Origin of the sequence: Cryobacterium glaciale (genome assembly GCF_004402535.1) — a bacterium.
GTDB lineage: Bacteria > Actinomycetota > Actinomycetes > Actinomycetales > Microbacteriaceae > Cryobacterium > Cryobacterium glaciale.
This window is the reverse complement of record NZ_SOEY01000028.1, coordinates 43,550-69,085: the sequence shown is the minus strand read 5'-3', so window position 1 is coordinate 69,085 and position 25,536 is coordinate 43,550. Positions and strand designations below refer to the sequence as shown.

25 protein-coding genes and 1 tRNA gene are annotated in these 25,536 nt (G+C 64.7%); 20 read left to right on the top strand and 6 right to left on the bottom strand.

Going from position 1 to position 25,536, the window contains the following annotated elements; translation table 11 throughout:
* Positions 1 to 438 precede the first annotated feature (438 nt).
* The 14 genes from E3O06_RS12465 to E3O06_RS12400 all read left to right on the top strand — a co-directional run bounded on the left by E3O06_RS12465 (position 439) and on the right by E3O06_RS12400 (position 14,544).
* Positions 439 to 512: transfer RNA gene (locus E3O06_RS12465), tRNA-Met, on the top strand.
* An 83-nt stretch (positions 513 to 595) separates the two neighbouring features.
* Positions 596 to 1,321, top strand: a complete 726-nt coding sequence (locus tag E3O06_RS12460) for a maleylpyruvate isomerase family mycothiol-dependent enzyme (protein WP_134503705.1) — start codon at positions 596 to 598, stop codon at positions 1,319 to 1,321.
* 106 nt (positions 1,322 to 1,427) lie between these two features.
* Positions 1,428 to 2,390 carry a 5-dehydro-2-deoxygluconokinase gene (iolC, locus tag E3O06_RS12455; protein ID WP_134503704.1) on the top strand — a complete coding sequence of 321 codons (963 nt, stop codon included), beginning with the start codon at positions 1,428 to 1,430 and terminating at the stop codon, positions 2,388 to 2,390.
* Positions 2,387 to 3,268, top strand: a complete 882-nt coding sequence (locus tag E3O06_RS12450) for a Cgl0159 family (beta/alpha)8-fold protein (RefSeq protein ID WP_134503703.1) — start codon at positions 2,387 to 2,389, stop codon at positions 3,266 to 3,268. The genes iolC and E3O06_RS12450 overlap by 4 nt, the downstream gene beginning before the upstream one ends.
* Before the next feature lie 36 nt (positions 3,269 to 3,304).
* The gene (locus tag E3O06_RS12445; protein WP_134503702.1) at positions 3,305 to 4,816 is read left to right on the top strand and encodes a CoA-acylating methylmalonate-semialdehyde dehydrogenase; all 1,512 of its coding nucleotides are present in this window, start codon (positions 3,305 to 3,307) and stop codon (positions 4,814 to 4,816) included.
* A 2-nt stretch (positions 4,817 to 4,818) separates the two neighbouring features.
* Positions 4,819 to 5,724, top strand: coding sequence for a 5-deoxy-glucuronate isomerase (gene iolB / locus E3O06_RS12440; protein ID WP_134503701.1), 906 nt, complete (start codon positions 4,819 to 4,821; stop codon positions 5,722 to 5,724).
* Positions 5,725 to 5,784: 60 nt separating this feature from the next.
* Positions 5,785 to 7,692 carry a 3D-(3,5/4)-trihydroxycyclohexane-1,2-dione acylhydrolase (decyclizing) gene (gene iolD / locus E3O06_RS12435; protein WP_134503944.1) on the top strand — a complete coding sequence of 636 codons (1,908 nt, stop codon included), beginning with the start codon at positions 5,785 to 5,787 and terminating at the stop codon, positions 7,690 to 7,692.
* 2 nt (positions 7,693 to 7,694) lie between these two features.
* Entirely contained in the window at positions 7,695 to 8,609 is a 915-nt protein-coding gene (locus E3O06_RS12430) for a sugar phosphate isomerase/epimerase family protein (protein ID WP_134503700.1), read from the top strand.
* Positions 8,610 to 8,660: 51 nt separating this feature from the next.
* A complete protein-coding gene (locus E3O06_RS12425) occupies positions 8,661 to 9,671 on the top strand; it encodes a Gfo/Idh/MocA family protein (protein ID WP_134503699.1) in 1,011 nt (336 codons plus the stop codon).
* A gap of 33 nt (positions 9,672 to 9,704) precedes the next feature.
* The gene (locus E3O06_RS12420) at positions 9,705 to 10,598 is read left to right on the top strand and encodes a sugar phosphate isomerase/epimerase family protein (RefSeq protein WP_134503698.1); all 894 of its coding nucleotides are present in this window, start codon (positions 9,705 to 9,707) and stop codon (positions 10,596 to 10,598) included.
* Positions 10,599 to 10,658: 60 nt separating this feature from the next.
* Entirely contained in the window at positions 10,659 to 11,057 is a 399-nt protein-coding gene (locus E3O06_RS12415; RefSeq protein ID WP_134503697.1) for a tautomerase family protein, read from the top strand.
* 94 nt (positions 11,058 to 11,151) lie between these two features.
* Positions 11,152 to 12,627, top strand: coding sequence for a sugar porter family MFS transporter (locus E3O06_RS12410; RefSeq protein ID WP_134503696.1), 1,476 nt, complete (start codon positions 11,152 to 11,154; stop codon positions 12,625 to 12,627).
* A gap of 241 nt (positions 12,628 to 12,868) precedes the next feature.
* Complete coding sequence (locus tag E3O06_RS12405; RefSeq protein ID WP_134503695.1) at positions 12,869 to 14,104, top strand: FAD-dependent oxidoreductase; 1,236 nt, start codon at positions 12,869 to 12,871, stop codon at positions 14,102 to 14,104.
* Positions 14,101 to 14,544: a flavodoxin domain-containing protein gene (locus E3O06_RS12400; protein WP_134503694.1), complete on the top strand. Its 444-nt coding sequence runs from the start codon at positions 14,101 to 14,103 to the stop codon at positions 14,542 to 14,544. Before E3O06_RS12405 ends, E3O06_RS12400 begins: the two co-directional genes overlap by 4 nt.
* A gap of 26 nt (positions 14,545 to 14,570) precedes the next feature.
* On the opposite strand, the gene E3O06_RS12395 is transcribed toward E3O06_RS12400, so the two are convergent.
* On the bottom strand, positions 14,571 to 15,605 hold the full coding sequence (locus E3O06_RS12395) for a LacI family DNA-binding transcriptional regulator (protein WP_166788207.1): 1,035 nt from the start codon (positions 15,603 to 15,605) through the stop codon (positions 14,571 to 14,573).
* Positions 15,606 to 15,885: 280 nt separating this feature from the next.
* Between E3O06_RS12395 and E3O06_RS12390 the strand changes: the two genes are divergently transcribed.
* The 6 genes from E3O06_RS12390 to E3O06_RS18295 all read left to right on the top strand — a co-directional run bounded on the left by E3O06_RS12390 (position 15,886) and on the right by E3O06_RS18295 (position 20,066).
* Complete coding sequence (locus tag E3O06_RS12390) at positions 15,886 to 16,932, top strand: substrate-binding domain-containing protein (RefSeq protein WP_134503692.1); 1,047 nt, start codon at positions 15,886 to 15,888, stop codon at positions 16,930 to 16,932.
* A gap of 157 nt (positions 16,933 to 17,089) precedes the next feature.
* Entirely contained in the window at positions 17,090 to 18,184 is a 1,095-nt protein-coding gene (locus E3O06_RS12385; protein ID WP_134503691.1) for an ABC transporter permease, read from the top strand.
* Entirely contained in the window at positions 18,181 to 18,951 is a 771-nt protein-coding gene (locus E3O06_RS12380) for an ATP-binding cassette domain-containing protein (protein WP_134503690.1), read from the top strand. The genes E3O06_RS12385 and E3O06_RS12380 overlap by 4 nt, the downstream gene beginning before the upstream one ends.
* A gap of 11 nt (positions 18,952 to 18,962) precedes the next feature.
* Positions 18,963 to 19,136 carry a hypothetical protein gene (locus tag E3O06_RS18305; RefSeq protein WP_338144861.1) on the top strand — a complete coding sequence of 58 codons (174 nt, stop codon included), beginning with the start codon at positions 18,963 to 18,965 and terminating at the stop codon, positions 19,134 to 19,136.
* Positions 19,137 to 19,199: 63 nt separating this feature from the next.
* The gene (locus E3O06_RS18300) at positions 19,200 to 19,484 is read left to right on the top strand and encodes a hypothetical protein (RefSeq protein ID WP_338144860.1); all 285 of its coding nucleotides are present in this window, start codon (positions 19,200 to 19,202) and stop codon (positions 19,482 to 19,484) included.
* A 9-nt stretch (positions 19,485 to 19,493) separates the two neighbouring features.
* Positions 19,494 to 20,066, top strand: a complete 573-nt coding sequence (locus E3O06_RS18295; protein WP_338144859.1) for a sugar phosphate isomerase/epimerase family protein — start codon at positions 19,494 to 19,496, stop codon at positions 20,064 to 20,066.
* Here the strand turns inward: E3O06_RS18295 and E3O06_RS12370 are convergent.
* The 5 genes from E3O06_RS12370 to nadB all read right to left on the bottom strand — a co-directional run bounded on the left by E3O06_RS12370 (position 20,056) and on the right by nadB (position 25,536).
* The gene (locus E3O06_RS12370; protein ID WP_134503689.1) at positions 20,056 to 21,078 is read right to left on the bottom strand and encodes a Gfo/Idh/MocA family oxidoreductase; all 1,023 of its coding nucleotides are present in this window, start codon (positions 21,076 to 21,078) and stop codon (positions 20,056 to 20,058) included. The genes E3O06_RS18295 and E3O06_RS12370 overlap by 11 nt on opposite strands.
* A gap of 11 nt (positions 21,079 to 21,089) precedes the next feature.
* Positions 21,090 to 21,854, bottom strand: coding sequence for a GntR family transcriptional regulator (locus tag E3O06_RS12365; RefSeq protein WP_134503688.1), 765 nt, complete (start codon positions 21,852 to 21,854; stop codon positions 21,090 to 21,092).
* Positions 21,855 to 21,933: 79 nt separating this feature from the next.
* Positions 21,934 to 23,076 carry a cysteine desulfurase family protein gene (locus E3O06_RS12360; RefSeq protein ID WP_134503687.1) on the bottom strand — a complete coding sequence of 381 codons (1,143 nt, stop codon included), beginning with the start codon at positions 23,074 to 23,076 and terminating at the stop codon, positions 21,934 to 21,936.
* 4 nt (positions 23,077 to 23,080) lie between these two features.
* Positions 23,081 to 23,959 carry a carboxylating nicotinate-nucleotide diphosphorylase gene (gene nadC / locus E3O06_RS12355; protein WP_134503686.1) on the bottom strand — a complete coding sequence of 293 codons (879 nt, stop codon included), beginning with the start codon at positions 23,957 to 23,959 and terminating at the stop codon, positions 23,081 to 23,083.
* A complete protein-coding gene (gene nadB / locus E3O06_RS12350) occupies positions 23,953 to 25,536 on the bottom strand; it encodes an L-aspartate oxidase (RefSeq protein WP_134503685.1) in 1,584 nt (527 codons plus the stop codon). The genes nadC and nadB overlap by 7 nt, the downstream gene beginning before the upstream one ends.

The following is a 25,536-nucleotide window of genomic DNA, read 5'->3' as shown; positions in this document are numbered from 1 at the left end:
TTGAATAAGGCCGCATTGCGTAGCGACGCCGGCCTTCTGACCGGTCTTCGTCTCGATCACTTCCCGTACGGCACGCCAGGTATTTGAATCGAATTACCCGAATTTTCCGGACGAATGGGGGTGCGAGTGCGAACCCGCCCGTCAGCGGTCGAATGGCCGTGCTCACTCGGTGGAGGGTTGGACTGCTTGATTGAGAACGTCGATCTTCTTCGATGGTACAGTCATATAACCGTGTCCGAGCCCGCTTTGTCCGGTCGTGCCTCAATTGGTGCTTACTCAGCGCAAACTCGGCGCGATAGCGTCCCAAACGAGGCCCAGCTGGCTCGAAGGATCACGAAGAGTGGTGTAAACTGAAAGCACCAAAGGAAACAGCTGGATCGAAAATACCCGATTTGACGAGACTCTTTCGAAGGGTGACCGCCGCGAAGCGGTCAGCGTCGCGGGGTGGAGCAGTTCGGTAGCTCGCTGGGCTCATAACCCAGAGGTCGTAGGTTCAAATCCTGCCCCCGCAACAGATGCCCCCGGAACCCTTGGTTCCGGGGGCTTTTTCGTGCCGGTATTTCGTGGCCCCATCTGGTGCCGTAGCGTTGCCGCTATGAGCAATGACGCTGCAGCTACAAGAGACACCGTGCTGATCGCCACCGAGCTCGCCGATGCGCGAGCGGCCACCACGTTCGTGGCCGAGCTTCTGGACAGCGTCTCCGACACCCAATTCGACGCGGATTCGCTACTCCTGGGCTGGACCCGTCGCCATGTCGTCGCCCACCTGGCCCAGAATGCCCTCGCCGTCGGTCGTCTCGTGACTTGGGCGGAGACCGGCGTCGAGACGCCGATGTACGAATCCCGTGAGGTGCGCGACCGCGATATCGACGAGACCGCGCTCCTCGCCCCCGCCGCCCTGCTGGCACTGTTCCGAAGCAGTGCTGCCGCGCTCGATGCGGCCTGGTTGGCCCTGCCAGAGTCGCGGTGGTCCCATGAGGTGCGCGGCGGGCAGGGTCGCGTGGTACTGGCATCCGCTACCCTCTGGATGCGCACCCGTGAGCTCTGGGTGCACGGGGTCGATCTGAACGCCGGGGCGGGGTTCGACGCCCTGCCAGAGCGGATGCTGCGGCGCACGCTGGGCGACGTGGTCGCGTCGTGGCCGGCCGGCGGCATCCGTCTTGATCTGACGGGTCCGACCGTGGAGAGCCTCGGTGACCAGGGCGGTCAGGCGTCAATCTCCGGCTCCCTCGCCGACCTGACCGGGTGGGCCACCGGGCGCACTCGATCAGGAGTTTCGTCGCCCAGCGGCGCCGTTCCCGACGCTCCGCGCTGGCTCTGAATAAAGTTGTTGTGAATATGTCATGACATTAAGCGTAAAGGAGGCTACTGTGGGGTAAACGGCGACAAGCCGACCACTCCTAGTTCAGAAAGTTGTACATCGCCGCATGACGACCTCACCGCGATTCCCCCACGATGTGCTGACCATTGGTCGCGTCAGCGTTGACATCTATCCGCTGCAAGACGGTGTCGGCCTCGAAGACGTCTCGACCTTTGGGAAGTACCTCGGTGGAAGCGCCACCAACGTCGCCGTCGCCGCCGCACGCCACGGCTTGAACTCAGCGGTCGTCACGCGCACCGGAAACGACCCGTTCGGCAATTACATTCACCAGGAGCTGCGCCGCCTCGGTGTGAGCGATGAGTACGTCTCCGGTGTGCCCCACCTGAACACCCCCGTCGTGTTCTGCGAGATCTTTCCGCCGGACGACTTTCCGCTCTACTTCTACCGTGCGCCAAAAGCCCCCGACCTCGTCATCAACCCCGACGAACTCGACCTCGAAGCCATCAGGAACGCCCGCATCTACTGGTCGACCGTGACCGGCCTCAGCGAAGAGCCGAGCCGGTCCGCTCACTTCGCGGCCTGGCAGGCCCGGGGGCGCAGCCCGTTGACGATCCTCGACCTGGACTACCGCCCCATGTTCTGGGCGACGCCGGCGGAGGCGAGCGTCCAGGTGGCCCTCGCCCTTGATCACGCAACGGTCGCGGTCGGCAATAAGGAGGAGTGTGAGGTCGCCGTCGGCGAGACCGAACCGTCGCGCGCCGCCGACGCACTGTTGGAACGCGGCATCGAACTGGCCATCGTCAAACAGGGTCCCAAGGGCGTGCTCGCGAAGACTCGCACCGAAACCGTCGAAGTGCCGCCGTACTTCGTCGACGTAGTCAATGGCCTCGGTGCCGGCGACAGCTTCGGCGGGGCGCTTTGCTACGGACTGCTGCAGGACTGGCCGCTGCGCCGCATCCTGCAATTCGCCAACGTAGCCGGCGCCATCGTTGCCAGCCGCCGGGAATGCTCGACCGCCATGCCAACGACCGGTGAGGTTGAAGAAATCATGAAGGGACTGCCAGCATGACCAGCTTGGACTTCGACGCGCTGCGCGACGCCCGCGCGGCGCACCCCGCGCGCATCGGCGAGATACTGGCCAGCCGCACCCGGCGTGAGCTGATTCGCGGTGACGGTCGGCTGTTCATCGTTGCCGCTGATCACCGTGCCCGCGGCGCCCTCGGCGTGCGCAAGGACGCCAACGCGATGGCCAACCGCTACGCCTTGCTCGAGAGCCTTAGCGTGGCGCTCCGCCGACCTGGCGTTGACGGCGTGCTGGGCACCCCCGATATCATCGACGACCTGGCACTGCTCGGACTGCTCGATGACAAGATCGTGGTCGGGTCGATGAACCGCGGCGGGCTGTGGGGGTCGTCATTCGAGATGGACGACCGCTACACCGCCTACGACATCGACAAACTCAAGCGCGACCGCCTCGACTTCGCCAAGAACCTCGTGCGCATCAACCTCGAAGATGCCGGCTCGCTCGCCACACTCGAGGCGACGGCGCTCGCAGTAAGTGAGGCCGCCGCGGCCGGCCTCCCGATCATGCTGGAACCGTTCATGAGCACCTGGGTCAACGGTCGAGTCAAGAACGACCTCACAACGGATGCCGTCATCCTCTCGATCGCCATCGCCGAGGGCCTCGGCAACTCCAGCGCCTACTCGTGGCTGAAGCTGCCGGTAGTTCCCGACATGGACCGCGTCATGGCCGCCACCACGCTGCCGACCCTGCTCCTTGGTGGTGACCCGGTCGGCGACCAGACCGAAACGTTCGAATCCTGGCGCCACGCCCTCGAACTCCCCGGAGTGCGCGGACTCGTCGTGGGCCGCAGCCTGCTGTACCCGCACGATGGCAATGTCGAGTCGGCCATCGACACCGCCGCCGCACTCGTGCACGACGCCTAAGACTTTCATCCACTCTCGTTCAGAAAGAAGACAACTATGCCTGGAACAACCACTGACTTAGCCCTCGTCGCGCACTGGATCGACGGAAAAGAACAGCCCGGAATCTCCGGCCGCACAGCTCCGGTCTTCGACCCCGCCCTCGGCACGGTCACCAAGAACGTGTCGCTCGCCGACCAGGCCGAGATTACGGCCGCTATTGCCAGCGCCAAGGCGGCCTTCCCCGCTTGGCGCGACCTGTCGATGGCCAAGCGCCAGCAGGTCTTGTTCAGCTTTCGCGAACTGCTGAACGCCCGCAAGGGTGAAATGGCCGAAATCATCACGAGCGAGCACGGCAAGGTGCTCTCCGATGCTCTCGGCGAGATTTCCCGCGGCCAAGAGGTTGTGGAGTTCGCCTGCGGCATTCCGCACCTGCTCAAGGGCGACTACTCCGAAAACGTCTCCACCGGCGTCGACGTCTACTCCACTCGCCAGGCCCTCGGCGTCGTCGCCGTGATCAGCCCGTTCAACTTTCCGGCCATGGTGCCGATGTGGTTCTTCCCACTCGCCCTCGCGGCCGGCAACACCGTCATCCTCAAGCCGAGCGAGAAAGACCCGAGCTCGGCCATCTGGATGGCCAAGCTGCTCAAGGAGGCAGGCCTCCCCGACGGTGTGTTCACCGTACTGCAGGGCGACAAGGAATCCGTCGATGGCCTGCTCGAGCACCCCGACGTGAAGGCCATCTCCTTCGTGGGCTCGACCCCGATCGCCCAGTATGTCTACGAAACCGGCACCCGCCACGGCAAGCGCATCCAGGCCCTCGGGGGAGCCAAGAATCACATGCTCGTGCTGCCAGACGCCGACCTCGACCTCGTCGCCGACTCCGCAATCAATGCCGGCTTTGGCAGCGCGGGGGAGCGTTGCATGGCCATCAGCGTGATCGTCGCTGTCGAACCCGTCGCCGACGTGCTGATCGAAAAGATCGTCGCGCGCATGAACACCCTTACCGTGGGCGACGGCCGTCGCGCCTGCGATATGGGCCCGCTCGTTACCGAGGTACACCGCGACAAGGTTGCCAGCTACATCGACATCGCGAAGGAAGACGGCGCCAACATCGTCGTCGACGGACGCGGTATCGAGGTGGACGGCGACCCGAACGGCTTCTGGCTCGGCCCGACCCTGATCGACGCCCTGCCGGTGACCTCGAAGGCATACACCGAGGAGATCTTCGGACCGGTATTGTCGGTCGTACGCGTGGCGAGTTACGAGGCAGGAGTCGACCTGATCAACTCCGGCGCCTTCGGCAACGGAACCGCCATCTTCACCAACGATGGTGGCGCGGCCCGCCGCTTCCAGAACGAGATTGAGGTGGGCATGATCGGCATCAACGTACCTATCCCCGTGCCGGTGTCATACTTCTCCTTCGGCGGCTGGAAGAACTCGCTGTTCGGCGACACCAAGGCGCACGGCGTCGAGGGCGTGCACTTCTTCACCCGCGGCAAGGCCATCACCAGCCGTTGGCTCGACCCGAGCCACGGCGGCATCAACCTCGGCTTCCCCCAGAACGCCTGATCGTGACAACGCCATCCGCTGACTGGTTTTACGCCCGAGGCACGCTTGAGCGTGACGGCTGGGAATCCGTCGTCGACCAGGCCATCAGCGGATGGCGTTACACCGGAATCCGCGTCGCCGCGCTGAATGACGGGGACTCCGTGTCGCTCGCGGCGGAAGCCGTCGAACGTATTGTGGTTCCCTTGGCCGGGTCGTTTACGGTGCGCTACACGCTCTCGGGGGAGACCGAGGCGCGTGTGCAGGTGCTCGCGGGGCGGGAATCCGTTTTTCACGGACCCACCGACACGCTCTACCTGCCCACCGGCACCGCGCTGTCGATCGACGGTGCTGGCCGGGTGGCGGTGGCCGAGGCGCCGACGGATCAGGCGCTTCCAGTGGCTCATATTCCCAAAGCGGATGTCCCGATCGAGCTGCGCGGGGCTGGCCGGTCGAGCCGCCAGGTGCACAATTTCGGCACCCCGGCGAGCCTCGATGCCGACCGACTGATCGTCTGTGAGGTGATCACCCCGGCCGAGAACTGGTCGAGTTACCCGCCGCACAAGCACGACGAATACCGGGACGGTGTGGAGTCGAAGCTGGAAGAGATCTACTACTTCGAGAGCCACGTCACCCGCGGCCAGACCGCGCCGGACACTGCGAACCCGTTCGGCCTCATGCGCACGTACTCCTCGGAGGCCGGCGCGATCGACATCATGGCTGAGGTCCACACCGGCGACGTCGCACTCGTGCCATTCGGCTGGCACGGTCCCTGCGTTGCCGCCCCAGGCTACGACCTCTACTACCTCAATGTCATGGCCGGACCGGACCCCGACCGCTCGTGGCGCATCAGCGATGACCCGGCGCACGGCTGGATCAGGGACACCTGGGTCGGCCAGGAATTCGACTCCCGGCTTCCGTACACCTCATAACTTCTCCTGCTCGCGAACGCGGCACCACCGAAAGGACACAACGCTGTGACAACCCGACGTATGACAGTCAGCCAGGCGCTCATCGAGTTCCTCGCCCACCAGTACACCGTTGACGGTGACGTCCGTGAGCGCACCATCGTCGGCACCTTCGGAATCTTCGGGCACGGCAACGTCGCCGGCATCGGCCAGGCCCTCAAACAACTGTCCGTCGAGGACCCCACCCTGATGCCGTACCACCAGGCCCGCAACGAGCAGGGAATGGTGCACGAGTCCATCGCCTACTCCCGCATGACCCGTCGCCGTTCCACTTTCGCCTGCGCGGCCTCCGTCGGCCCCGGTGCAACCAACATGCTGACGGGCGCGGCGGTCGCGACGACCAATCGGCTTCCGGTGCTGCTGCTACCCTCCGACACCTTCGCCACCCGCGTGTCAGACCCGGTACTGCAGCAGCTCGAGCTTCCGCACGACGCGAGCATGAGCGTCAACGATGCCTTCAAGCCACTCTCGCGCTTCTTTGACCGGGTCAACCGCCCCGAGCAGTTGTTTTCGGCCGCGCTCGGTGCCCTTCGCGTGTTGACCGACCCGGTCGAGACCGGCGCCGTCACCATCGCCCTTCCGGAAGACGTCCAGGCCGAACTCGTCGAGGTTCCGACGGAATTCCTCGCCGACCGCGAGTGGCACGTTCGTCGCCCTCGCCCGGACCGCGGCATCATTGCCGAGGTCGCCAGGGCCATCTCCAGCGCCCGACGCCCCATGATCATCGCCGGTGGCGGCGTGATCTACTCCGATGCGACCGCGGCGCTGCGCGAATTCGTTGAAGCCACCGGCATTCCGGTGGGCATGTCGCAGGCCGGAGTCGGCTCGCTCAGCTGGGACCACGCCCAGAACCTCGGTTCGGTCGGTGCTACCGGAACGACCGCCGCCAACCGCGCGGCGGCTCAGGCCGATCTGATCATCGGCATCGGTACCCGTTACAGCGACTTCACCGCTGCGAGCCGCACGGCCTTCCAACATGACGACGTGCGATTCATCAATATCAACATCGCCTCCTTCGACGCGTTCAAGCACGGCAGCGCCATCCCCGTCGTAGCGGATGCCCGTGAGTCGCTTCTTGAACTCACCGCGGCCCTCGAGGGATTCCACGTCTCGGCCGACTTCAAGTCGGACTACACCCGGGAGAAGGCCACCTGGGATGCCGCCGTCGATGAGTCGTTTGTGGACCGCCGGCTGGCACTGCCGAGCCAGGCCGAGATCATCGGTGCCGTGCAGCAGGCCTCCGACCCCCGAGATGTCGTCGTCTGCGCCGCCGGTTCGCTCCCGGGCGATCTGCACAAGCTGTGGCGCGTGCGCGACGACCTCGGCTACCACGTGGAATACGCCTTTTCCTGCATGGGCTACGAGATCGCCGGCGGCATCGGAGTCGCCAGGGCCGACACGACCCGCGATTCCATCGTGATGGTCGGCGACGGCTCGTATCTCATGATGCACTCCGAGATCGTGTCGGCTGTCGCAGAAGGCATCAAGTTCATCATCGTGCTGATCCAGAACCACGGCTACGCCTCGATTGGACACCTCAGCGAGGACGTCGGATCGCAACGCTACGGCACCCTGTACCGCTACCAGGACAAGGCGGGCAACAACTTCGAGCAGGGCGAAATCCTGCCGATCGACCTGGCCGCGAATGCCGCCAGCTACGGCCTCGATGTGATTTCAATCGAACCCAGTGCCAACGCGATCGCCGACCTGTCCGCCGCCATGAAGACGGCCAAGGCTTCGACCCGCGCCACCATGATCCACATCAACAACGACCCACAACTCTATGCACCGGACGGCGAAGGCTGGTGGGACGTACCCGTCGCCGCCGTCTCCACCCTGCCCAGTACTCAGCAGGCTCGCACCGAGTATCTTGCACACCAGTCCCGCCAGAAGCCGCTTCTCGGCCACGGCGCCCTCGAAAGGAACAACTAGTCATGTCGGAATCCCAGATTCGCATCGGCACCGCTCCCGACTCGTGGGGCGTATGGTTTCCGAACGACCCGAAGCAGATTCCGTGGGAACGTTTTCTCGACGAGGTGCAGGCTGCCGGCTACCACTGGCTGGAACTCGGCCCTTTCGGTTATCTCCCCACCGATCCGGCGCAGCTCGCCGATGAGCTGGCCAAGAGAGACCTGAAACTGTCGGCTGGCACCGTCTTCACCGGTTTTCACAAGGGTGAGGACCAATGGAAGCGGGCCTGGGACCAGGCGCTCGACGTTGCCGGGCTCGTCTCCCAGCTGGGTGTCGAACACCTCGTTGTGATCCCGGACCTGTGGCGTTCCGATGCCACGGCCGAGGTGCTCGAATCGCGAAACCTCGACAATGACCAGTGGAAGAAGCTCGCTGCCGGCCACGACAAGCTCGGCCAGGCCCTGCTCGAAGAGTATGGAATCAAGCAGCAATTCCACTCGCACGCGGACAGCCATGTTGGCACCTATCGCGAGGTGGAACGTTTTCTCCAGGAGACCGACCAGGCCTTCACCAATCTCTGCCTCGACACGGGGCATTTCGCGTACTACCTGGGCGACAACGTCAAGCTCATGACGGCCTACCCCGACCGCATCGGCTACCTTCACCTCAAGCAGGTTGAACCCGACATTCTGGCCGATGTGCTGAAAAACGACATGGCGTTCGTTGACGCCGTCGCGCTCGGCGTCATGACGGAGCCGGGATTCGACGGCGTGCCGGAGCTGGCACCGATCATCGAAAAGGCTGCTGAAATCAACCCGGACATGTTCGCCATCATCGAGCAGGACATGTATGGCTGCGCCATCGACTTTCCGTTCCCGATCGCCCAGCGCACCCGTGAACACATCTTCAGCTGTACCCAGGCCGCCCGCATCCGTTAAGTTGCGCAGCATCCGTCTCTATCCCAACCCAAACGTTTCAAAGGAAGAACTATGCCTGATCTCAACATTGCCGTCGTCGGTGCCGGTCTCATGGGAGCCGACCACGTCATCCGCATCACTGAACGCATTGCCGGTGCCCGGGTCAGCGCCATCGTCGAACCCGACGAGGGTCGCGCTCAGGCCGCACTGGCACACGCTCCCGGTGCGGTGCATTTCACCACGTTGGACGACGCTCTTGCTGCCGGAGTCGTCGAGGCCGTGCTGATCGCCACACCCGGCCAGTTCCACGAGCCGGTCCTCTTACCCGCCCTCGCTGCGGGCATCCCGATCCTTTGCGAGAAGCCGCTGACCCCGACGCCAGAGGCATCCCTGCGCATTCTCGAAGCGGAACAGGCGACCGGTAAAAAGCTCATCCAGGTAGGTTTCATGCGCCGCTTCGATACGGAATACATGGAATTGCGGGAGTTGATCGCCGGTGGCACCGCGGGGGAGCTGCTCGCCCTCAACTGCGCGCACCGGAACGGAACGGTGCCCGACTCGTACACGAATACCATGCTGATCGAAGACTCGGTGGTGCACGAGATCGACGTGGTGCGCTACCTCACCGATTCGCCGATCGTGGCTATCGAGGTCAAGCATGGCAAACGCAACACCCTGTCGCCCGACCACCTGAACGAGCCGATCTTCGTGCTGCTGTACACCGAGAGCGGAGTGCTGGCCAACGTCGAGATGAACGTCAGCGTGCAGTTCGGTTACCAGGTCAAGACCGAGGCCGTCTTTCAGAAGGCAATCGCCGAGATCGGCCGCACCACCGGAATGACGCTGTGGCAGGACGGCCGTTACGGCGGAGTCGAGAACGCGAGCTTCAAGACTCGGTTCGCGGCCGCCTACGACAGCCAGATCCAACGTTGGGTGAACGCCACCAAGCGCGGAGAGATCGACGGACCGAGCGCCTGGGACGGCTACCTCGCCTCCGCGGCCTGCGCGGCCGGAGTCACGGCCCTCACCACGGGTGAGCGCGTCGACGTCGTCTACGCCGAGCGTCCCGCGTTCTACAACTAGCCTTCACCCACCCCAAGTTTTCGAAAGGCCACCGTGAAGATCGCACTCGACCCCACACCGTTCCATCACTCGCACGCGCTGCTTGAGTTTCCCCGGCTCGCCGCGGACCTCGGCTACAAGTGGCTGCAGCTCACTCCGCACGCCGATTTTATTCCGTTCTTCAACCATCCGAAGGCCGACGATGAGCTCGTGCAGGCATTCAAGACGGCGTGCACGGATGCCGGAGTGGGCGTCGCATCCGTTCTGCCGGTTCTGCGCTGGTCTGGTCCCGACGAAGACGCTCGGGAAGCGGCCGTACGCTACTGGAAACGGGCGATTCAGATCACGGTGGAGCTCGGGGTTGAGACGATGAACACCGAATTCAGCGGCCGGCCCGAGCTGGCTGAGGAATCGGAACGCGCCTTCTACCGGTCGATGGAGGAGCTCGTGCCCATCATCGAGCGTGAGGGGATCCGGGTGCTGATCGATCCGCACCCCGATGACTTCGTCGAAGACGGCCTCGCGGCCTTGCGGGTGATTCGTGGCATCAATTCGAAGAACGTCGGTTTCGTCTACGTGGCCTCGCACACGTTCCACTACGGCAACAGCCCCCTGGAAATCATGCGCGCGGCCGGAGACAAGCTCGGCCTGGTGCACGTTTCCGACACCATGAATCACCACGCCTCCCACGGATTGCGATACATCACCAACCCGCCCGGCAACGCGGTGCGGGTGCACCAACACCTTAAAATGGGGGACGGAGATGTGAACTGGCCCGAGTTCTTCGGCGGACTCAGGGAGATCGGGTTTCTCGACCGGCCAGACACCGTGATGGTCTCAAGTGTGTTCGCGGAGGACGAGACGGCGGACGAGACGGCCATTTATCAGCGCGAAACGATGACGGATGCCATTGCCTCAACCGGCAGGTCGGCCCCTGAGAAATCCTGATTCTGGTTGGATGAGCCGTGCACTCTCGAGCGCACCGAATTTGCAATTATTGGAGAACCCATGCCCCTCGTTCGCATCGACCACAGTGAAGCCCGCACGAACTCCGCCGCCGTTGCCGACGCCGTGCACGTCGCCATCGTCGCCGTCTACGGCATCCCCGTCCGTGACCGCTTCCAGGTTGTGACTATTCGTCCGGCGGCGACGATTATCGCCGAGGATGCCGGCCTCGGTTTTGAGCGGACCGATCCGGTGATCATCCAGATCTTTACGCAGCGTGGTCGCAGCGACGCGGAGAAGCAGGCTCTTTACAGCGAGATCGCCCTGTGCCTTGCAGCGGTCGGTGTTGCGGGGGAAGACGTGTTCATAGGCTACGTGGAGAGCGGCCCGCAGGACTGGTCCTTCGGGTTCGGTCGCGCGCAGTACCTCACCGGCGAGCTTGCCGTCCCTGCCCTGCCTTAGATTCGGCGTATTTGACAGGACATACTGTCATATGAGACGGTAATATGAATATATTCTGGGCTTCATCGCCGTAGTCCCAGACGAAGGAGTCGAGATGACGAGTTCCGATACTCACGCTGGAACGTCGAGCACACCTGGATTGCCTCCGCTGACGCCCGGGCCGTATCGCAAACGCCTCGGTATCGTCGCTCTCATCGCCACGTTCGGCGGTCTTCTCTTCGGCTATGACACGGGCGTTATCAATGGCGCCCTGCGCCCGATGTCCGAAGAGCTGGGGCTAACCGTCTTTACCGAGGGTGTCGTCACCAGTTCGCTCGTGTTCGCTGCGGCGATCGGTGCCCTTGTCGGCGGTCGCATTGCCGACTCGTGGGGTCGCCGTAGGACGATCATTCTGCTTGCGGCGCTGTTCTTCGTCGGAGCGCTCGTCTGTGTGTTTACGCCGAACTTCGAAATTCTTGTCGGGGGACGCATTCTCCTCGGGCTCGCGGTCGGTGGCGCATCCGGTGTCGTGCCGGTGTACCTCGCGGAGATGGCGCCGTACGAGATCCGCGGGTCGCTTGCGGGCCGCAATGAGCTCATGATCGTCGTTGGCCAGCTGGCCGCCTTTGTCGTGAATGCGATCATCGGCACAATCTGGGGGGACGTGCCGGGCGTCTGGCGCATCATGTTGGCGGTGTGCGTCGTCCCCGCGATCGTGCTCTTCTTCGGCATGCTGCGGATGCCTGAGTCTCCACGTTGGCTGGTCGAGAAGGGCCGAACCGGTGAGGCTCTCACGATCCTACGAACCATTCGCCCGGAGAATCATGCCGAAGCTGAACTTGCCGAGGTGGAGAACATCACCAATGCGGAGCGCGAGACGAATCAAATTGGCTGGCGTTCGATCCTTACCAACAAGAACCTTTTGCGCATCCTGCTCATCGGGATTGGAATGGGTATCGCCCAGCAGCTCACCGGAATCAACTCGATCATGTACTTCGGTCAGACCGTACTCATCGAATCCGGGTTTGATCAGAGCGCTGCCCTCATCGCGAACGTTGCTCCCGGGGTGATCGCGGTGATCGGCGGTCTGATAGCCCTCTCCCTGATTGACCGCATCAGCCGACGCAAGACGTTCATCATCGGCTTCGCGCTGACGACCACGTGCCACTTGCTGATCGGGTTTGCGTCGCTGATGCTGCCCGTGGGAAACCCGATCCGTCCTTACATCATCCTGTTTCTCGTCGTGGCCTTCGTTGGCGCCGTGCAGACGTTTCTCAACATCGCGATATGGGTCTATCTGTCGGAGATCTTCCCGCTGCACATGCGCGGCTTCGGCATCGGTGTGTCGATCTTCGCACTGTGGCTGACCAACGGATTTCTCTCGCTGTACTTCCTCACCCTGGTGGAGGCGGCAGGCATCACAGGGACGTTCTTCCTGTTCGCCGCGGTCGGGGTCGTCGCTCTGGTCTTCGTGGCAACGCAAACGCCGGAGACCCGGGGTCGCACCCTCGAGGAGCTCGAGGAAAACGTGACGACCGGTGCGATCTACACGGTGTCCGCCAAGCAGAATGCGGCTCGCCGACGCGGTTGATCCGCACGAAAGTGCCCCGTCTCCGACGTGGAGGAGTGACCGCCCCGACGCCTGGCCTACCGTCGGGAGGACCATGCCGCCCGCAGCCGCTGCGGCGCCAACGCAAACGCCGTGGGCTTCAGCGCCTCGTATCGGTTCTTCGTCGGCGATTGAAGTACGCACTAGCACGTGCTAGTAAATGATGCTATATTGACCTGACAAAGTTCGAATCGGCACCAAACACTACGAAGGAGCAGCAGCAATGAGTGCAGTGGACAACTCGAGTGCTTCCGCCGCATACTCCATCGCGATCGTCGGTAGTGGACCGTCGGGCTGCTATGTCGCGCATTTCCTGCGCAAACGCTGGCCGACTGCCGAAATCGTGATTTTCGATCGGCTGGAGCTGCCCTACGGGCTCGTTCGCTACGGAGTGGCGCCCGATCACGTCGGCACGAAAGCGGTGACTCGGCAGTTTGACCGCCTCTTCGAACAGGGCGGTGTGCGCTTCGTCGGGGGCACCGAAATCGGCCGTCAGGTTACCGTCGACCAGTTGCGGGCAGCGTTCACCGTCGTCGTGCTCGCCACCGGGCTGTCGGCCGATCGGGCACTCGACATCCCTGGCCCGGCGGTGGGCGTGCCACTGGTCGGCACCGCCCTGGCCGGAATCTACGGCTCGGGGCGGCTCACCCGCCTGATCAACGGCCACCCCGACGAGAGTGCCGAGGGTGTGGTGTTCGGCCAGAGAGTGGCGATCGTCGGCCAGGGCAACGTCGCCATCGACCTGGTGCGGATGCTACTGATGTCGGCGCAGGACCTGCGTGGCCATGGCGTGCCCAATGACGTGGTCAACGCGATCACCGCCGGGCCGGTCAGTCACATCGATGTCATTGGCCGATCCAGCCTGCACCGGGCCAAATTTGATGCCGCCATGATTCGCGAACTGGCCAAGATATCCCGTGTGCGCTTTTTGGCGGACCCGAATGAGCTGACCGAGGTCGATTCCGAGCCGCAGAACGCAGCGAGTGGGGACGCTGCGAAGCGGGACGCCGTCGTCAGCCTCATCGAAGAATCTGTTCAGGCGGATGCCCGCACCGTTCGGTTTCACTTCGGCTGGGTGCCGGAAGGAATCGACGGCGGCGACTCGGTTGAGGGCGTACTGCTGCGCAGCACGGACGGCAGCCGGTCGAGAGTGCGGCTGGCAGCGGACTCCGTGCTCACGGCCATCGGCTTTCTCGAATCAGAGGATGCCCCGCTGCGTCGTCACCTGCACGAATCCGTCGATACCGACCTCGACATCGGGCGTCTGGGGGCCGGGCTGTATTGCGTCGGCTGGCTCCGACGCGGACCGCAGGGCACGATTCCCGCCAACCGTACCGACGCGAAGATGGTGGCCGACGCCATCGGTGCCGCCGCGGACGCCGGCGAGTTTTCCCCAAGCAAGCCCGGATTCGCCGGACTGCCCGTATTGACCTCCACCACGAGAATGGAACGTTCATGAGCACAACCGTCATCCTCTACGGAACCGAATCCGGCAATGCCGAATTGGTCGCCGAAGACCTGGCCGCCGAGCTGGAGGGAGATCGGGAGGTCTCCGTCTACGACATGTCAGATTTTGACGTCGCCGACTTCAATACCGACGACTTCTACCTCGTCGTCTGCTCCACGCACGGCGACGGGGAACTCCCCGGTGGCGCCAAGCCCCTCTTCGAGGCGCTAGGCAGCGAGCAGCCGGACCTGTCGGGCATCCGCTATGCCATGTTCGGGCTGGGCAACAGCACCTACGAGACCTACAGCCAGGGCAGCGAGATCATCGACCGTCGATTCACCGAACTCGGCGCTGAGCGGGTGGGGGTCTATGGCCGTCACGACGCCTGCGATGGATCACTTCCGAACGACGGCGCGGTTAAATGGGCTCGCGGCCTTCTCGCACTGGTCTAGGTGCGCTGGCCTGGTAAGGCAGCTGACTACCGCGCGGGAACGGCTGTGCTGCCGCGAACGACCAGCCGGGCGCTCGTGAAAACTTCGGTTCCCGTCGCCCCCCTGCCGGTGATCCGGCGGATGGCCGCGGCTATGGCGGCTTCGCCGACCTCTTTGGGGTCCTGACGCACCGTCGTGAGGTTCATGAACGACAGGCGGGCGACGCGACTGTCGTCGAATCCGGTGATCGAGACATCCGCTGGAATTCGCACCCCGGCGGCCGCGAGGGTGTGGCTGAGGCCGAGGGCGGCCTGGTCGTTATTGCAGACGATGGCGGTCGGGAGCGCCGCGCGGGCAAGCAGGATGCGCGCAGCGGTCGCCCCGCATTCTTCGGTGTAGTCCCCTCGAATTTCGACGATTTGCTCGGTGAGGGCGAGCCGCTGCACAGCCGAACGATAGCCGGACAGCCGCAAGGCGCCATCCAGCATGTCCACGCCGTGCACGTAGGTGATTTCGGTATGACCGAGGCCGGCCAGGTGTGTCACGACGGAGTCGATTCCGCTGGCGCCCTGCGAGCGAACGAGGTCGAATTCACTGTTGGGGATGCCCCGACCGATGACGACAATGGGAATCTGCCCGGCAACGCGACGCAGCAACTCCGGTGACGATCGTGGGGCGATCAGGATGAGAGCTTCGCATCGATGGCCAACGATCTCGGTGATCGCCTCGCTCTCCTCCCTGATCGGTGTCAGCGCGCTGACCACGATCCGGTAGCCGGATTCATGGGCGAAGGCATAGAGCCACTCGATGATTTCGACCGGAGCCGAGTGGGCGGGATCGAAGATGACCCCGATGTATTTGGTCGAACCGGCGCGCAAGGCGCGGGCCGCCGTGTTCGGGCTGTAGCCCAGAACGCGAGCGGCCTCCAAGATCTTCTCGCGGGTATCGGCGCCGACACCCGCAGCATTTCGAAACACGAGCCCAACGAGCTGGCGAGACACGCCGACCCGTTCAGCGACATCGGCCATCGTCGGCGGCCGTGCGCCTTCGCGGGGCGATGGTGCGGATGACGTGTCGATCACGGTGGGTCCTTTCGGCGCAAATTTCATCGTAACGTCCCCGCCGTCTTGCGGAGTTCCGCCCATCCCACCGTCCCGTTTGTCACCGTTTGATAACGGATAACCAACTCGGCAATTTCGGGGCTTGCGCCGCTCGAGTTAATGACGTAAGAATGTCCTAACAAAGAATCTGTCGCCATCCGGTCCCCGCCGAAATCGCCAGTTTTTTGCAGTGCAGCTGCTCTTCACCCCCCGGCAGGACAGCACAACTCACACTCCGTTCTTTTGAAAGGGACACAACGACGTGAAACTCACTCTCTCCACCAAACGCGGCCTCGTCGCCGTGGCTGTCGCGAGCACGGCCATGCTCGGCCTGGCCGCCTGCACCGGAACCGAAACGACCTCGGCCTCCTCCAGCGCTTCCGGTCTGGAGTCGGGCTTCGGCGCCCGCGCCGAGAACCGCGACGCGTACTTCATCACCTACTACAACCCGGCATCGGACGCCTTCTGGGCCCAGATTCTCGCCGGCGCAGAGGATGCTGCGAAGCTGGGCAACCTCAACCTCACCCACCAGACCGCTGACGCGGACCCCGCAACCATGGTGACCCTGGTCCAGACCGCCATCGCCACCGACCCCGCCGTGATCTTCATGCCGTTCAACGAAGGCGAAGCCTGGGTCGACGTGGCCTGCCAGGCCCACGATGCCGGCATCACCGTGGTCTCGTACAACGTTCCTGCCCCCGAAACTGCCGGCGAGTGCGTTTCCGGATTCGTAGGCCAGGACTTCTATGAAGTCGGAGGCATCGTCGGCCAGGCCCTCCTCGACTCTGACAAGGTTGCGCCCGGCGACAAGGTGCTCATCACGGCCGAAGAGCCCGACCAGCCCTACGCGCTCCAGCGTGGCGGCGGCGCCTTCGACGTTCTCGACGAGGCCGGTATCGGCGTTCTTCCGCAAGACCAGTGGCTCCGAGTGGGCGGCGACGATGCCGGCGCGCTCGACGCACTGACTTCGTGGCTCGTCGCTAACCCCGACGTCAAGGCTGTAATTCCCGTCGGCGGCACCCCGCACCGCAACCTGCCCGCTGCTCTCGAGGCCGCTGGCCTCAGCGATGTGACGATCATCGGTTTTGACACGGCTCCCCAGATCGTCCAGGGACTGAAGGACGGCGTCATCCTCGCCACCGCAGACCAACAGGGCTACGTCCAGGGCTTCCAGTCCACCATGCAGGGTGTCCTCTCGCTGGACTTCGGCTTCTCGCCGGCGAACATCAACTCCGGTGGTCTCGGTCTGATCACGGACGAGACCGTCGAAAACATCGAGGCAGAGGATCTCCAGGGCATCCGCTGGTAATCGGCTCGGCACGGCTGGCCGCTAGCCAGTAGCTGCAGTCGGTTGTTTTCACGACAGTGGCCGGGGCTGATCGTCTCCTCGTCGATCGGCCCCGGCGCACTCCACACCTCAGAAACTCCCCGGCACCTTCATCTCATGTGCTCAAAGGAAAGAAGCCATGTCAGACAAAATCCCCGGCCGTAGAGGCCCCATCCTCGAAGTGCCGCTTCCGACCGAAGCGATCTCGGTCAGGCGCAAACCGGCCGGTGAGCCCGCCTCGTTCTTCGGCCGGATGAACTACAACCTGCAGTTCATTCGCGGTCGCGGCGCACTCGAGATCAGCATCGTTCTGGTCGTGCTCCTCGCCGGCTACGTCATCGCGAGCCTGATCTCTCCCACCGGCTTCGCCTTCCTCAACCCCAACAACCTGTCGGGCGTGATCTCGCAGAGTGTGCCGGTGCTGGCCATCCTGGGTCTCGCCGCCGGCATCCTGATGATTGCCGGGGAGTTCGATCTCTCCCTCGGTGCGAATATCACCCTCAGCGCCATCGTGTTCATCAAGACCTCGGAAGCTGCCGGTTTGTGGCTTGGCATCGCCGCCGGCATCGGCACCGGTGTCGCCGTAGCGCTTGTCAACGGAATCATTGTCGTTTACACGAAGATCCCGTCCTTCATCGCCACCCTGGGCATGAGCTTCTTCTGGATGGGCGCCGGTATTTTCATCAACGGCACGTCACCCGCCGCGCTGACCACATCGCGCGAGGGCACCATGGAGTACCTGTTTGCGCACAACTTTGGTTCGTTCCGGTCCCAGCTGGTGTGGCTGCTCATCATCGGTGTTCTGGCTTGGTTCTTCATGCACCGGCACAAACTCGGCAACCACATCTTCGCCGTCGGCGGTAACCCGGCCGCGGCCGAGGCCATCTCCATCAAGTCCAAGCAAGTCAAGCTCATGTCCTTCGCCATCTTCGGCGGGCTGGTCGGGTTCGCGGCCATTTTGATAGCGGTGCGTACCTCCTCCATCCAGCCCGGTGGTACAGCGACCGAAGACTTCACGCTCTTTGCGATCGCCGCCGCTGTCGTCGGTGGCACCTCCCTGACGGGCGGTCGCGGCAGCGTCATCGGAATCATCGTCGGCGCTGCGTTGATCGAGCTCATTCGCAACGGTCTGCTGCTAGCGAAGGCGCCCGGCTTCTACATCACTCTGTTCGTCGGCGTCACCATCGTTATCGCGGCCATCTTCAACAAGCTCATGGAAGGGAAAGCGCGATGAGCGAGGCACTGCTTCGAATTGAAGGCGTATCCAAGAAATACGGCCCGAACACCGTCCTCAACGACGTGTCGTTTGAAATCGGTAAGGGCGAGGTCGTCGGACTTCTCGGCGACAACGGTGCCGGAAAGTCCACCCTGGTCAAGATCATGTCCGGTGTGGTGGATTCGACCGTCGGCGACTTTTTCTGGGACGGCCAGAAAATCGACAAGATGAATCGAAACGTCACTGAACGGTTGGGCGTTGAGACCATCTTCCAGGATTCCGCTCTCGTACCCCAGATGACAATCACCCGGAATATCTTCATGGGCCGTGAGGTGACCAACCGGTTCGGCTTCATGAAGATGAAAGAGATGGATGCCGTTGCTGCCGACGTTCTCGACAGCGTCGTGACCATTGAGGGAATCAAGAGCCCAAAACAGCTCGTGAGTTCACTCTCGGGCGGGCAGGCGCAGGCCGTGGCCATCGCCAGGGCGGTGCACTTCAAGCGAAGTCTGCTCATTCTGGACGAGCCGACCTCCGCGCTGGCCGTGCGTGCCACCGAGGCTCTGCTCGGCTACCTCACCCAGTTGAAGGGCGAGGGCGTGAGCTCCGTGCTGGTCACCCACAACCTGCACCATGCATTCCAGGTCTGTGACCGCCACATCGTGATGAACCATGGCAAGAAGATCATGGATGCGCGCCGCGAAGACACGAGCGTCGAAGAACTGACCGCCGCCGTCGTCGAAGGTGCCGTCGGTCTGGCTCGATTCCGTCAGGGAACGTTCTAACTGACGCCCTGTTGACTGTGGCCCCGGCGGAAACGCCGGGGCCACAGTCGATTGGGCGTTCTCAGTACCTGTTCCTGCTCGCACAACTACTTCTGGAGAAGATGATGAAACTCGGCGTCTACACGGCAATCCTGCACGACCGCGACCTGCCAGAGGCGCTCGACGCCCTGGTAGAACTGGGCTAGAACGGTGCCGAGATCAACTCCGGCGGATTCCTGCCGCCGCCGCACCTGCCGATCGACGCCCTCATGGCGAGTGAGAGCGCCAGGGACGACTATCTGGAATTGTTCGACGAATGCGGTCTCACGCTCACCGCCCTGAACTCCAACGGCAACCCGCTCCATCCCGATCCCGAAGTCGGCCTGGTCCAGGGGCAGGACGTCTTCACCTCAATCTCTGTGGCACATCGACTCGGCGTGAAACGCGTGATCACGATGTCGGGGCTGCCGGCTGCCCACGCCGGGGGACTGCACCCTTCGTGGGCTGTGAACCCGTGGAACAGTGTGGACATGGACACGCTCGACTACCAGTAGCAGGAAGTCGTGATTCCGTATTGGCGCCGCGTCAACGAGTTCGCCGCAGCGCACGACGTCAGGGTGGCCATCGAAATGCACCCGCAGAACGTGGTCTTCAATCCCTCCACGCTGGTGCGCCTCGTCGACGCCATCGATGCGACCCACGTGGGGGCCGAAATGGACCCATCACACTTGTTCTGGCAACAGATCGATCCGATCAAAGCCATGGAATACCTCGGTGAGCTCGTCTACTGCGCTGCCGCCAAAGACATCCGAATCAACGAAGCCGTCGCGATCCACGGTGTGCTCGACGACCGGTTCCGTCGGGTACCCGCGGCGGAGCATCCACTGTCTCTCGGTGGTAAGTACACGCTGTGCGAGTGGCCGCAGGACTCAGCCTGGGATTTCGTGGCCGTCGGACTGGGCCACGACCAGGAATTTTGGAATCGATTCGTCGCGACGCTCGCCCGGGTCGCTCCCGAGACCGACCTGGCCATCGAACACGAGGATGCGTCCCTGGGCCGGCTCGAGGGGCTGCGGGTCGCGGTCGACACGCTCCACATCGCCATCGCCGCCGAGGCGCATCCGCTCAGAGAGTGATGATGCAGTTTCGCTCGGCGCTGAGGAACGCGGCATCCAGGACTTCCAGCGTGCGAACGCCTTCACTGGCTGGCACGGGTTCGGGACCGTCGCCTCGGGCAGCCCGCGCGAATTCTGTGTAGAAGTCGGCGTAGTTGCCTTGCTCGGACGGAACCGTGAGGGTCGCGGTCGCGGTGGCGAGGGTGCCCCAATACTCGGGGGCATCGAATCCCCACGTGTGGGGCAAATCCGCGGGACGGTGGCCGGCAAAGAGAGCCTGTGCCTGCACATCCGTGCCCGATGACACGTAGCTGCCCTCGCTCCCGTAGGCGCGAAACTCACGCGTCGATACGTGATTGAGCTTGCTGGACGAGACCGTTGACGTCACTCCGGATGAGTGGGTGAGCGTCACGATGAAGCCGCAGTCGGTGACGTCTCCGAATCGGTCGGTCAGGTCCAGGGTTGCGTGGACGTGCGTGGCGGGGCCCAGCAGCCACAACATCTGGTCGATCAGGTGGCTGCCAACATCTCGAAGCAGGCCCCCGGTCGGACCGGTCTCCATGGTGGCCGGATCGTCCAAGTCCATCAACGAGTGCACGCGCCAGACCTGACCCAGTCGACCCGAGGCGAGCACGGATGCGAGGGTGAGGATATCGGCGTCGCGGCGGCGGTTGTGGTACACGTTGAGCATGACGCCGGCGCGGGCGGCCGCCTCGGCCAGCTCGCGCCCGCCGACCGCGTTCGGCGCGAAGGGTTTGTCGGCGACGATACTGACGCCAGCATCGATCGCTTCCAGGACCAGTTCGTGGCGAGTCGACGGCGGTGTCGTGATGGTGACGGCGTCAACTCCCGCTGCCAGCAGGCTCGTGAGACTGGAGTAGATCGGTACGCCGGGCAGGTCGGCTTCGACCGCAGCGCGGGCGGCAGCCGATCGGGCGACAACGCCGACGAGTTCAATGCCGTGTGCTGCCTGAATGAAGGGTGCGTGAAAGTGTTTTCCGCCCGTGCCGTAGCCGACGATTCCGATGCGCATGCTGGATCCTGCTACTTCTCGACCAGGGTCACTTCGAAGGAGTAGAGGTCTGGACGGTAGCAGTGCTGGCCGAACTCGACCGCGCGACCGGAGTTGTCGAAGGCGGTGCGGTCCATCGTGAGCAGGGCCGAGTTCTTCTCGATCTCCAGCAGGGCGGATTCTTCGTTGGTGGACTTGCGGGCTCCGATGTGCTGGCGGGCCACGCGCATGGTCACACCGCGCGAACGCAGTACCTGATACAGGCCGTGTTCGACGAGATCATGGGGTTCGATACCAATGAAGTCTTCGGGGAGCCAGTTTTCCATGACGGCTACCGGTACGTCATCGGCCAGGCGCACCCGGCGCAGGTGGAGCGTGGGACTTCCCTCGTCGACTCCGAGGCGCTCGGCGGTTTTCGCATCCGCTGGCTGCGATTCCAGGGTCAGCAGATGGGTGGATGGCACCTTGTGCGTGTTCGTGAGGTCGTCGTAGAGGCTCGTCAGTTCGACCTTGCGGGTCACCTGGCCGTGCACGACCTGCGTGCCGATGCCGCGACGACGCACGAGCAGACCCTTGTCGACGATTTCCTGGATGGCGCGGCGCACGGTGGGGCGGCTGAGGCCCAGCCGCTGGCCGAGGGCGACCTCGTTCTCCAGACGTGACCCGGCGGGCAGTTCGCCGCTGAGGATGGCCTTCTCGATGCGCTGGGAAACCTGAAAATACAGGGGAATCGGGCCGGATCGCTCCAGGTCCATGAACATTCCCATGGGTAAGGTCTTTTCGTCCTGCACGCTCATGTGACCCCTTCGCCGACAAAGCCAAGAGCTTTGGCCAGTTGTCATGACAATATCAGGTCATGCTCTCGTTGTCAGTAATTCAGGCACCGAGACTGGCAACCGCGGTAACGGCGGCCTGAACGGATGCCGCGGCCGCGGCCGCCTCCGCCGCCGTCGTACCAGCGCCCAGCGTGAACCGCACCGCGGTCTGGGCGACGTCGGCCGAAATGCCCATCGCCGTGAGCACGTGCGAGGGCTCGCTGCTTCCGGCCGCGCAGGCGGACCCACTCGAACAGACGATGCCGCGCTGTTCGAGCTCGAGCAGCACCGCCTCGCCGCTCGTGCCCGGGAACACGAACGAGGCGGTACCCGGCAGGCGTTCGCTCGGATGACCGGTGAGCCGGGCGGACGGGGTCTGGCGCAGCACGGTCCCGATGAACTCGTCGCGGAGGGCGCTCGTGCGGCTCGCGGCGTCACAGCGTTCTTCGACCGCAAGGCGCAGCGCCACGGCCAGGGCGACCGCCCCGGCAACGTTCTCGGTGCCGCTGCGTTTGCCGCGCTCCTGGCCGCCGCCGTGCAGGAGCGGTTCGATGGGGAGGCGACCGCGCAGAAAGACCGCTCCGATGCCGGGGGGAGCGCCGAGCTTGTGGCCGGACAGGCTCAGCGCGTCGACGCCGAGCCTCGTGACGTCGAGGTCGAGCCAGCCGCCGGCCTGCACCGCATCGGTGTGGAACGGCACGCCGGCCGCGCGGGCCTCTGAGGCGAGCTCGGCGAGGGGCTGCACGGTGCCGACCTCGTTGTTGGCGTAGTGCACCGAGACGAGGGTCGTGTCGGGGCGGAGTGCGCGGGCCAGGCCGGCGGGGTCGACGCGGCCGGCCGCATCCACTGGCAGCAGCGTGATCTCGAAACCGTGCAGCCGGCGCAGGTAGTCACAGGATTCCAGCACAGCTTCGTGCTCGATCTTGGTGGTGACCAGGTGGCGGCCGCGCGGTGCGCCAAGGGCTATCCCTTTGATTGCGAGGTTGTCGCTTTCGGTGCCGCCGCTCGTGAACACAACCTCGCCGGGGCGACACCCGAGCGATCGGGCCACGCTGGTGCGCGCCTCCCGCAGCGCGGCAGCCGCCGCCTCGCCGACCTGGTGGTGGCTCGACGGGTTGCCGAAACTGCCGGTCAGGTGCGGCCACAGGGCCTCGAGCGCCTCCCGACGCACCGGGGTCGTCGCGGCATTGTCCAGATAGATCATGGGCCTAGAGTGCGAACCCAGCCGGCGTGCTCACCCGAATGGCGATATCGAGGCCGAGGTCGAGCGAGTGCACGCTGTGCGTGAGCGCCCCGACCGAGATGACATCGACACCGGATGCCGCAATCTCACGCACCGTCGCCAGTGACACGCCGCCGCTCGCCTCGACGATCGCGCGACCGGCGACCTGCGTGACGCCTTTCAGCAGATCCTCCGGGCTGAAATTGTCGAGCATGATCGTATCGATGCCGGCGGCGAGTACGTCTTCGATCTGGTCGAGGCGGTCGACCTCCACCTCGAAGTGGGTGGTGTGCGAGAGCTGTGCGCGCACGGCGCGCAGCGCCTCGGTGAGGCAGTGCGGTCCGGCGGCGAGCACGGCGAGGTGGTTGTCCTTGGCCATCACGGTGTCGGAGAGGCTGAACCGGTGGTTCTGGCCGCCGCCATCGCGCACGGCCTGGCGCTCCAGAGCGCGCAGGCCGGGCGTGGTCTTGCGGGTGTCGACGATGCGGGCCTGGGTGCCAGCCGTCTCGGCCACGTACCGGGCGGTCAGGGTGGCGATTCCGCTCATCCGCTGCACGAAGTTGAGGCCGATGCGCTCCGCCTGCAGGATGCCGCGGGCCGGGCCGGTCACTTCGGCGAGCGTGGCGCCCTGGGAGAACGGGGCGCCGTCGGCGACGAACTGGTGCACCTCGATGCGGGGGTCGGTCAGGGCGAAGGCTGCGGCGAACACGGCCCCGCCGCTGAACACGCCGGGTTCGCGCGCTTCGAGACTGGCCGTCGCGACGGCGTCTTCGGGAATGAGTACGGCCGAGGTGAGATCGCCCCAGGGGGCGTCCTCATCTAGGGCGGCCTGCACGACGACGGTGATGGAGTGGCTGGTCAGCATGCGATGGCCTCCTGGGGAACGAGTTCGAGTGATTGTGCGCGTCGTGCTTGCGAGACTGAGCGGGCCAGTTCGGGCCGGGTGTCGGGGAAGTCAGAGCGGTGGTGTGCGCCGCGGGATTCCTCGCGGGCCAGGGCGGCTGCTACGAGCAGCCGGGCGAGGTCGAGCAGGTTGCGATCTTCGAGGGCGGCGACCGAGGTGCTGGTCGCCGGCGGCGCGGTCCACTCGGCGAGGGTGGCGGCGGCACGGTTCAGGCCGGCGGCGGAGCGGTGCACGCCGGCGAAGTCCCAGAGGAGCTGTTGGAGCGTGGAGCGGTCGAAATCTCGACAGGCTCGATCCGGCGCCAGCGTGCCGAGATCGGCTGGCCGTTCGATGGCGGCTCGGTCAGCGGCTCGACCAGCGCCTGTCGGCCACGGCGTCCCGAGCGCTCGCACCGCGCGGTCGGCGAACACGGCCGCCTCGAGCAGGGAGTTGGAGGCGAGCCGGTTGGCGCCGTGGGCTCCGGTGCGGGCGACTTCGCCGACGGCGAAGAGACCGGGCAGGGTGGTGCGGGCCCAGTCATCCGTTTCGACGCCACCCATCCAGTAGTGCGCGGCCGGCGCTACCGGAATGGCGTCGACCGCCCAGTCGAGTCCGGCTGCGCGACAGGCAGCGGTGATGGTGGGAAACCGGGTTTCGAGCAGCTCGCGCCCGAGCGCGGTCGCGTCGAGAAGCACCGGGGCGCCGTCCTGCCGTTCCATCTGGCGGGCGATGGCGCGGGCGACGACGTCGCGCGGCGCGAGTTCGGCGTCGGGGTGCTCGGCGAGCATGAAGCGCTCACCGAGGGAACCCCGCAGCACGGCGCCTTCGCCCCGCACCGCCTCCGACACGAGCGGGGTGCCTGGCACAGCGAGGGCGGTCGGGTGAAACTGGTAGAACTCCAGATCGACAACGGATGCCCCGGCGCGATACGCCGCCGCCACTCCGTCTCCGGTAGCGACCGCGGGGTTGGTGGTGTGCGTGTACAGGGCGCCGGCCCCGCCGGTGGCGAGGATGACGGCGTCGGCGCCGATGTCGTGCTGCACACCGTGCGGGCCCCGCACCCGGGCACCGCGCACCACGCCCTCGTCGGCCAGCAGGTCGACGAGCATGGTGTGCTCCCGCACATCGATGGCGGCCCGGCGTCGCACGGTCGCCACGAGCGCCGCTTCGACCGCGGCCCCGGTCGCGTCGCCGCCGGCGTGCAGGACCCGCGAGCGGGAGTGGGCGGCTTCAAGCCCGCGGGCCATTCCGGATTCGTCGCGGTCGAAGTCCACGCCGAAGCGGATGAGATCGCGCACTCGCGCCGGTCCCTCCTCACAGAGCACCCGAACGGCGGCCGGGTCGCACAGGCCGGCGCCGGCACGCAGGGTGTCGAGCACGTGCGCGTCGACGGAGTCATCACGGAACAGGGCAGCGGCGATGCCGCCCTGCGCGTAGCGAGTGTTGCTCTCTGGCAGCACCGACTTGGTGACGAGCACGACACGGTGGCCGGCGTCCGCTGCGCGCACCGCGGCGAGCAGACCGCCGAGGCCGCTGCCGATGACGAGGATCGATGCCAT

Excerpts from the sequence above, each read along its gene's own strand:
- nadB (WP_134503685.1), bottom strand. The coding sequence starts at position 25,536 with ATGGCATCGATCCTCGTCATCGGCAGCGGCCTCGGCGGTCTGCTCGCC.
- E3O06_RS18300 (WP_338144860.1), top strand. The coding sequence starts at position 19,200 with ATGGCGAGTGAGAGCGCCAGGGACGACTATCTGGAATTGTTCGACGAA.
- E3O06_RS12410 (WP_134503696.1), top strand. The coding sequence starts at position 11,152 with ATGACGAGTTCCGATACTCACGCTGGAACGTCGAGCACACCTGGATTG.
- E3O06_RS12385 (WP_134503691.1), top strand. The coding sequence starts at position 17,090 with ATGTCAGACAAAATCCCCGGCCGTAGAGGCCCCATCCTCGAAGTGCCG.
- E3O06_RS12400 (WP_134503694.1), top strand. The coding sequence starts at position 14,101 with ATGAGCACAACCGTCATCCTCTACGGAACCGAATCCGGCAATGCCGAA.
- E3O06_RS12380 (WP_134503690.1), top strand. The coding sequence starts at position 18,181 with ATGAGCGAGGCACTGCTTCGAATTGAAGGCGTATCCAAGAAATACGGC.
- E3O06_RS12370 (WP_134503689.1), bottom strand. The coding sequence starts at position 21,078 with ATGCGCATCGGAATCGTCGGCTACGGCACGGGCGGAAAACACTTTCAC.
- E3O06_RS12405 (WP_134503695.1), top strand. The coding sequence starts at position 12,869 with ATGAGTGCAGTGGACAACTCGAGTGCTTCCGCCGCATACTCCATCGCG.
- E3O06_RS12365 (WP_134503688.1), bottom strand. The coding sequence starts at position 21,854 with ATGAGCGTGCAGGACGAAAAGACCTTACCCATGGGAATGTTCATGGAC.
- E3O06_RS12415 (WP_134503697.1), top strand. The coding sequence starts at position 10,659 with ATGCCCCTCGTTCGCATCGACCACAGTGAAGCCCGCACGAACTCCGCC.
- nadC (WP_134503686.1), bottom strand. The coding sequence starts at position 23,959 with ATGCTGACCAGCCACTCCATCACCGTCGTCGTGCAGGCCGCCCTAGAT.
- E3O06_RS12360 (WP_134503687.1), bottom strand. The coding sequence starts at position 23,076 with ATGATCTATCTGGACAATGCCGCGACGACCCCGGTGCGTCGGGAGGCG.
- E3O06_RS12460 (WP_134503705.1), top strand. The coding sequence starts at position 596 with ATGAGCAATGACGCTGCAGCTACAAGAGACACCGTGCTGATCGCCACC.
- E3O06_RS12450 (WP_134503703.1), top strand. The coding sequence starts at position 2,387 with ATGACCAGCTTGGACTTCGACGCGCTGCGCGACGCCCGCGCGGCGCAC.
- E3O06_RS12445 (WP_134503702.1), top strand. The coding sequence starts at position 3,305 with ATGCCTGGAACAACCACTGACTTAGCCCTCGTCGCGCACTGGATCGAC.
- E3O06_RS12430 (WP_134503700.1), top strand. The coding sequence starts at position 7,695 with ATGTCGGAATCCCAGATTCGCATCGGCACCGCTCCCGACTCGTGGGGC.
- iolD (WP_134503944.1), top strand. The coding sequence starts at position 5,785 with ATGACAGTCAGCCAGGCGCTCATCGAGTTCCTCGCCCACCAGTACACC.
- E3O06_RS12425 (WP_134503699.1), top strand. The coding sequence starts at position 8,661 with ATGCCTGATCTCAACATTGCCGTCGTCGGTGCCGGTCTCATGGGAGCC.
- iolC (WP_134503704.1), top strand. The coding sequence starts at position 1,428 with ATGACGACCTCACCGCGATTCCCCCACGATGTGCTGACCATTGGTCGC.